This window comes from Fusobacterium perfoetens (assembly GCF_021531475.1).
GTDB lineage: Bacteria > Fusobacteriota > Fusobacteriia > Fusobacteriales > Fusobacteriaceae > Fusobacterium_B.
The window spans coordinates 45447-53463 of sequence record NZ_JADYTX010000010.1 but is presented as its reverse complement, the minus strand read 5'-3'; the positions used below and the strand labels follow the sequence as shown (position 1 = coordinate 53463).

Genomic DNA, 8017 nt, shown 5'->3' with positions numbered 1-8017 from the left:
ATTAGACATACATTACCAACTTTCTTATATTTTTTAATTTGTTGATAATATATATGTGTCCTTTATGGGTATCATATCAATCAGTATTCCCATATCTATGTATCTCAATAGCTTGTGGAGCAATATCTGGATTCCACGCTACTCAATCACCTATGATGGCTAGATGTCTTGGAAATGAAACTCAAGGTAGAAAAGTATTCTACGGTGCAATGATATGTGAAGGTGTAGTTGCTCTTATTTGGGCAGCAGCAGCAATGTCTTTCTTCGGTGGAACTCCTGGTTTAGGTGTAGCATTATCAAAAGGTGGAGCAGCTGTAGTTGTTAATAAAATTTCTGGAACAGTTTTAGGAAAAGTTGGAGGAGCTTTAGCAATACTTGGAGTTGTAGCTTGTCCAATAACATCTGGAGACACAGCATTTAGAAGTGCTAGACTTACAATAGCTGATGCAATAGGATATAAACAAGGTCCAGTAGCAAATAGATTTATTGTAGCTATCCCATTATTTGCAATTGGTGTGGCATTATGTTTTATCGACTTTAATATCTTATGGAGATATTTCAGCTGGTCTAACCAAACTCTAGCAACAATAGCTCTATGGGCAGCAGCAGCTTATTTAGCAAAATTAGGAAAAGCATATTTAATGGCAGCAATCCCAGCTACATTTATGACAGTGGTTGTTACATCTTACATTTTAATAGCTCCAGAAGGATTTAAAATGTCTGAATCAATAGGAAATCCAGTTGGTTTAGTAGTAGCAGCTATATCAGCAATAGCTTTCTATGTTAAATTTAATCCTATTTATAAAAAAGCAGTAGAAAATAAATAGAACCATAAAAGAAACCCAGTGATAGATAAGAAATAACCTCTTGAGTTTAGCTTGAGAGGTTTTTCTTTTAAATATGTAGATATATAATTAAAAGAGTATTTTTAGAACATTATATTAAAATTGTTTACAAAAGAATTTAAAAAATAAATATTTATGTTGAAAAAAATATAAAAAAAAGTTATAATACCCAAAGATAACGTAAAAAAAATATATGAGTGGAGGAAAAAAATGGCAAGATATATTCTTAATGAAACAAGTTATTTTGGAATTGGTTGTAGAGCTGAGTTAGCTACTGAAGTAAAAGCAAGAGGATATAAAAAAGCTTTACTAGTAAGTGATAAAATTCTTGAAACTTGTGGTGTACTTGATAAGGTAAAAGAAGTATTAGAAGGGGCAAATATACCTTACGAAGTATTTACAGACTTAAAACAAAACCCAACAATTAAAAACTGTAAAGATGGATTAGAAGCTTTCAATAAAGCTGGAGCAGACTTTATCGTAGCAGTAGGTGGAGGATCAGTAATCGATACTGCAAAAGCTGTTGCAATTGTAAAAAATAATCTAGAATTTGCTGATATAAAATCATTAGAAGGAGTTGCGCCAACTCACACTAAATGTGTACCTATCATAGCTCTTCCAACAACTTGTGGAACTGCTGCTGAAGTTACAATTAACTATGTAATTACAATAGAAGAAGAAAATAGAAAAATAGTTTGTGTTGACCCAAAAGATATTCCATTAGTAGCAATCGTTGACGCAGAACTTATGTTGACAATGCCAAATAGAACAATAGCTGCAACAGGAATGGATGCATTAACACACGCAATCGAAGGATACATAACTAAAGGAGCTCATGTTATCTCTGATATGTTTGAAATAAAAGCTATCGAAATGATAGGAAAACATTTAAGAGGTGCTGTTGCTGATAAAAACTTAACTGATATGGAAGGAATGAGTATAGCTCAATATGTAGCTGGAATGGGATTCTCTAACGTAGGACTTGGAATAGTTCACTCAATGGCTCACCCATTAGGAGCAGTTTATGATATACCTCACGGAGTAGCAAATGCTTTACTTTTACCAACAGTAATGGAATTTAACAAATCAGCTTGTGTTGAAAAATATGGAGATATAGCAAGAGCTTTAGGTGTAGATACAACAGGAATGACAAAAGATGAAGCAGCTCAAGCAGCAGTTGATGCTGTAAGAAAACTTTCAATAGATGTAGGAATTCCTCAAACTTTAAGAGAAATAAATATCCCTGAAGAAGGAATTGCAAAACTTTCTAAAGATGCTTTAGCAGATGTTTGTACAGGAGGAAATCCAAAAGACGTAACTTTAGAAGATATTGAAAAATTATATAGAATAGTTTACTAGAATTATTACCCAACTTACTAGAGAGTAGGTTGGGTTTTTTTATTGGAAAAATTATAGAAAAAAACTAAAAAAATTTATAAAAACTGTTGACAAACTAATTGAAAAGTGGTACTATGAATTTGTTAGTTAGCACTCCTTGAGAATGAGTGCTAATATTTAGGAAGGTGGTTTGATGTTAAGTGAAAGAGAAAAATTGGTTCTTAACGCTATTATAGATTTCTATCTTACATATGGTGAAACAATAGGTTCAAGAACTTTAGTAAAAAAATATAATATTGAATTATCTTCAGCAACAATCAGAAATGTTATGTCTGATTTGGAAGATGCGGGATTTATAGAGAAAACTCATTCATCATCAGGAAGAATCCCAACAGACTTAGGATATAAGTATTATCTTAATGAACTTTTAAAGGTTGAAAAGTTATCTATTGAAGAAAAGAAGAGAATAAATAATGAATATGAACAAAAGATAAGTGCTTTGGATAATATATTAAAAGAGACATCTTCAATTCTATCAAGATTAACTTCATACGCTTCAGTTGTTATAGAGCCAAACCATAGAAAAGAAAATATAAAAAAAGTAGAGTTGGTTCATATTGATGATTATTTGATTTTGGCTATAATCGTTACTGAAGATATGAATGTAACAACTAAAAAGATAAAGTTACAATCTGGAATTACAAAAGAAAAACTTTTTGATCTATCAGAAAGACTTAATAAAAAAATAAAAACTCAAAAGATAAAAAGCTACGAAATTGTAGATTTAATAAAAGAAAACTTTGAAACTTACAATGATATAGAAAAAGAGATTTATAAAGATATAGAAGGAAAATTATATCTAAGCAATTCTCCAAGCATTTTCAAAAATAAAAATGTCAATGAAGTTTTAGACGTAATGGAAATGTTTAATGAAAAACAAGAAGTAAGAAATATTTTTGAAGAGATTGTAAGAAGTAATGAGTATGCAGAGGGAAAAGTAAATGTTATACTTGGAGATGATCTTCCTGTAAAAGGTCTTGAGGATTATAGCTTTGTTTACTCAGTATATAAAAAAGGAGATTCAAAAGGTGTAATAGGAGTTATTGGACCAAAGAGAATGCCTTATTCAAAAACTATGGGACTTATAGATTATATAAGTAAAGAAGTTGAAAAAGTAATAAATAAAGAAAAATTAATCGGAAATAAAAAAAAGTAAAAGGAGATTGGTGATGTCAGAAGAAAAATTACAAGATATAGAAGAGTTAGAAAAAGAACAAGTTTGCGAAGAAACTAATGAAGCTTGTGAAAATGAAAAATCACAAGAAGTAAATGAAGTAGAAGCTCTTCAAGAAGAAAATGGAAAATTAAAAGCAGAAGTAGAAGATTGGAAACAATCTTACTTAAGAAAACAAGCTGATTTCCAAAACTTTACAAAAAGAAAAGAAAAAGAGATGGACGAACTTAGAAAATTCGCTTCTGAAAAGATAATAACAAAACTTTTAGATGGTATAGATAATCTTACTAGAGCTGCTGAAACTTCAAAACAATCAAATGATTTTGATGGATTAGTAAAAGGTGTAGAACTTACACTTAATCAATTCAGAGAAATATTTAAAGCTGAGGGATTAGAAGCAATAGATACTGAAGGAAAAGAATTTAATCCTGAGGAACATATGGCTGTAATGGTTGAAGCAAGTGAAGATTTTGAAGATAATTATATAATGATGGAACTTCAAAGAGGATATAAATTAAAAGGTAAAGTAATAAGACCATCAATGGTTAAAGTATGTAAGAAATAATTAAAATGGTAATTAAAATTTTTAGAATATATAAATATTTTTAGGAATATTGAAGGAGGATCAAAATGTCTAAAGTAATAGGAATTGACTTAGGAACAACAAACTCATGTGTGGCAATAATGGAAGGTGGATCTGCAAATATAATCACTAATGCTGAAGGAGCAAGAACAACTCCATCAGTTGTAAACATTAAAGATAATGGAGAAATAGTAGTAGGAGAAATAGCAAAAAGACAAGCTATCACAAATCCAAACTCTACAATAGCTTCAATCAAAACTCATATGGGTTCTGACTACAAAGTAAACGTAAACGGAAAAGATTATACTCCACAAGAAATATCAGCAATGACTTTAAGAAAATTAAAAAAAGATGCTGAAGCTTATTTAGGAGAAGAAATTAAAGAAGCAGTTATTACAGTACCAGCTTACTTTACAGATGCTCAAAGACAAGCAACAAAAGACGCTGGAGCAATTGCAGGACTTGAAGTAAAAAGAATAATAAACGAACCAACAGCAGCAGCACTTGCCTATGGACTAGATAAGAAAAAAGAAGAAAAAGTATTAGTATTTGACCTTGGAGGAGGAACATTTGACGTATCTGTTCTTGAAATCTCTGATGGTGTAATAGAAGTATTATCAACAGCTGGAAACAACCATTTAGGAGGAGATGATTTCGACGCAAGAATCATAAAATGGTTAGCTGAAGAATTTAAAAAAGAACAAGGAATCGATCTATTAAATGATAAAATGGCTTACCAAAGATTAAAAGATGCAGCTGAAAAAGCTAAAAAAGAATTATCTTCTATGATGGAAGCTCAAATATCTTTACCATTCATTACAATGGATGCAACAGGACCAAAACACTTAGAAATGAAATTAACAAGAGCTAAATTTGATGCTTTAACAAGAGACTTAGTTGAAGCTACTCAAGGACCTACAAAAACAGCTTTATCTGATGCAGGACTTTCTCCTTCAGAAATAGACGAAGTATTATTAGTAGGTGGATCTACAAGAATGATCGCAGTTCAAGAATGGGTAGAACAATTCTTTGGTAAAAAACCTAATAAAGGAATCAACCCTGACGAAGTTGTTGCAGCAGGAGCAGCTATTCAAGGTGGAGTATTAATGGGAGATGTTAAAGACGTATTACTTCTTGACGTAACTCCATTATCATTAGGAATTGAAACTCTTGGAGGAGTTTGTACAAGAATTATAGAAAAAAATACAACTATACCAGTTAAAAAATCTCAAGTATTCTCAACAGCAGTAGACAACCAACCAGCTGTTACAATTAATGTATTACAAGGTGAAAGAGCAAAAGCTGCTGACAACCATAAACTTGGAGAATTTAACTTAGAAGGAATCCCAGCAGCACCAAGAGGAATCCCTCAAATCGAAGTAACATTTGACATTGACGCAAACGGAATCGTTCACGTATCTGCAAAAGATTTAGGAACAGGAAAAGAAAATACAATAACAATTTCTGGATCTAACAATTTATCAAATGATGACATCGAAAGAATGAAAAAAGAAGCTGAAGCAAACGAAGCTGAAGATAAAAAATTCAGAGAATTAATCGAAACAAGAAATAAAGCTGATATGTTAATCACATCTACTGAAAATACATTAAAAGAACATTCTGGAAAAGTAAGCGAAGCTGAGAAAAAAGCTATTGAAGAAGCTCTAGAAGAACTTAAAAAAGTAAAAGATTCAGAAGATAAAAAAGCAATAGAAGAAGCTATGGAAAAATTATCAAAAGCAGCTCAAAAATTAGCAGAAGAAATATATAAAGAAGCTCAACAAGCTCAACAACAAGCTAATGCTTCTCAAGGACAATCAAACACAAACAAAGCTGACGATGTAGAAGACGCAGAAATAGTTGACTAATATTGATTATGATTTTTCTGGGAATAGAGCTTGGCTCTATTCCCAATTTTTAGATTAAATGTTGTGATTATGGGTGAAGTATAATGAAATATCAATTAGAAAATGAAAAAATAAAAGTTGTAATAGAAAGTAAAGGAGCAGAGTTAGAAAGTCTTTTTGACAAAACCACTGGATTTGAACATATGTGGCAAAAAGATGCAAAATTTTGGGGAAAATCTTCTCCAGTACTTTTTCCATTTGTAGGAAGTCTAAAAGATCAAAAATTTTCTTATGAGGGAAAAGAGTATAATATAAATACTAGACATGGATTTGCAAGAGATAATGAGTTTGTAATTTCAAGCAAAGGTGAAAACTTCGTAGAATTTTTATTTGAGTCAAATGAAGATACAAAAGAAAAATATCCTTTTGATTTTAAACTATATTTAAAATATATTTTAGAAGAAAAAGAGTTAAAATTAGAATACAGAGTTGAAAATTTAACAGATGGAGAGATGTATTTCTCTATCGGAGCACACCCTGCATTTAATATTTTTTCAAAAGATGGTGGAAACTATATAGAATTTGAAAAAGATGAAGATGGAAAAGCTTTAACAGTAGAAAATGCTGTTATAGTTGATAAAAAAAGAGATATTTTCCAAGGAAAAATTCTTAATTTTGATGATGATACTTTTAGAAATGATGCGTTAATATTTGAAAAAACTAATTCAAGAAAAGTGTGGTTAAAATCTAAAAAAGATGATAAAATATTGGAGTTTGATTACAACGGATTTGAATATATAGCTTTTTGGAGTGTTCCTGGATCTAATTTTGTTTGCTTTGAACCGTGGGACGGAATAAGTGATTATTATAAAACTAATAGAGATATTACACAAAAATTAGGAATAAAAAAATTGGAAAAAGGTGAAATATATCAAAAAGGTATAGGAATAAAAATATTTTAAGATAGATTTTGGAGGAAAAAATGGCAAAGAAAGATTATTATGATCTTTTAGGTGTAGAAAAAACAGCTTCTGAAGCCGAGATAAAGAAAGCTTATAGAAAATTAGCTATGAAATATCACCCAGATAGATTTGCAAATGCTAGTGAAACCGAAAAAAAAGAAGCTGAAGAAAAATTTAAAGAGATAAATGAAGCTTATCAAGTTTTATCTGACCAAGATAAAAGAGCAAAATATGATAGATTTGGTCACGCTGCTTTTGAAAATGGTGGGGCAGGAGGTTACGGAGGAGGATTTGAAGGATTCTCTGGAAGTGGCTTTGAAGATATTTTCTCATCTTTCTTCGGTGGAAGTGGATTTGGTGGAGGTGCTCAACAAAGAGGACCAGAACCTGGTGAAGACTTAAGAGTTGATGTAACTATTACCCTAGAGGAAGTTGCAAAAGGTGGAGAAAAAGAGATAAGATACACAAGAAGAGCAAAATGTAAAGCTTGTAATGGAACTGGTGCTGAGCCAGGAAGCAAGATGAAAACTTGTGATAAATGTGGTGGAAAAGGTAGAATTGAAAAAATTCAAAGAACAATGCTTGGAAACTTTAAAAGTGTTGAAGAATGTGATAAATGTAAAGGTAAAGGACAAATACCAGAAACTAAATGTAAAAAATGTGGTGGTACAGGTTTAGAAAGAGAAAATGTAGTTAAAAAAATAAAAATACCAGTAGGTATCCATGATGGACAAAGATTAAGAATCCATGGAATGGGAGATGCTAGTGCTGAAGGTGGAATTGATGGAGATTTATACATCTTCTTCCATGTAAAAGAACACGATTTCTTTGTAAGAGATGGAGAAAATATAATCTGTGAAGTACCTATCACTTATGCAAAAGCAGCTCTTGGTGGAGAAGTAGAAATCCCTACATTAAATGGTAAAAAAGCTATAAAAATACCAGCAGGAACTCAAAATGGAAAAATCTTTAAATTAAGAGGAGAGGGAATTAATAATCCTAGAGCTTATGGAGCTGGAGACCAACTTGTAAAAATAGTTATAGAAGTTCCAACAAACTTAAATGATACTCAAATAGAATTACTTAAAAAATTCGATAAAAGCCTAAAAGATAAAAATTATAAAATGAATAAAAGCTTTTTAGATAGACTAAAAGATTTATTCAAATAAAAATTGAAAAATAAATATAACTATGATATACTTAGATAT

General features: G+C 30.9%; 6 protein-coding genes and 1 pseudogene. All 7 read left to right on the top strand.

What is annotated here, in order from left to right; all coding sequences use genetic code 11:
• Positions 1-77: 77 nt before the first annotated feature.
• Positions 78-827: pseudogene (locus I6E15_RS03795) on the top strand (carbon starvation CstA family protein); the annotation flags it as partial.
• A gap of 228 nt (positions 828-1055) precedes the next feature.
• Positions 1056-2204 (top strand): lactaldehyde reductase, encoded by a 1149-nt coding sequence (gene fucO, locus I6E15_RS03790; protein ID WP_235244380.1) that lies wholly within the window; start codon positions 1056-1058, stop codon positions 2202-2204.
• Positions 2205-2373: 169 nt separating this feature from the next.
• Positions 2374-3399, top strand: coding sequence for a heat-inducible transcriptional repressor HrcA (hrcA, locus tag I6E15_RS03785; RefSeq protein ID WP_235244377.1), 1026 nt, complete (start codon positions 2374-2376; stop codon positions 3397-3399).
• Positions 3400-3412: 13 nt separating this feature from the next.
• Positions 3413-3982: a nucleotide exchange factor GrpE gene (grpE, locus tag I6E15_RS03780; protein WP_177160018.1), complete on the top strand. Its 570-nt coding sequence runs from the start codon at positions 3413-3415 to the stop codon at positions 3980-3982.
• Positions 3983-4047: 65 nt separating this feature from the next.
• Positions 4048-5868 (top strand): molecular chaperone DnaK, encoded by a 1821-nt coding sequence (dnaK, locus tag I6E15_RS03775; RefSeq protein WP_235244376.1) that lies wholly within the window; start codon positions 4048-4050, stop codon positions 5866-5868.
• 83 nt (positions 5869-5951) lie between these two features.
• A complete protein-coding gene (locus I6E15_RS03770) occupies positions 5952-6809 on the top strand; it encodes an aldose 1-epimerase family protein (RefSeq protein WP_235244373.1) in 858 nt (285 codons plus the stop codon).
• Between the two features lie 20 nt (positions 6810-6829).
• Positions 6830-7978, top strand: a complete 1149-nt coding sequence (gene dnaJ / locus I6E15_RS03765; RefSeq protein ID WP_235244372.1) for a molecular chaperone DnaJ — start codon at positions 6830-6832, stop codon at positions 7976-7978.
• Positions 7979-8017: the final 39 nt, after the last annotated feature.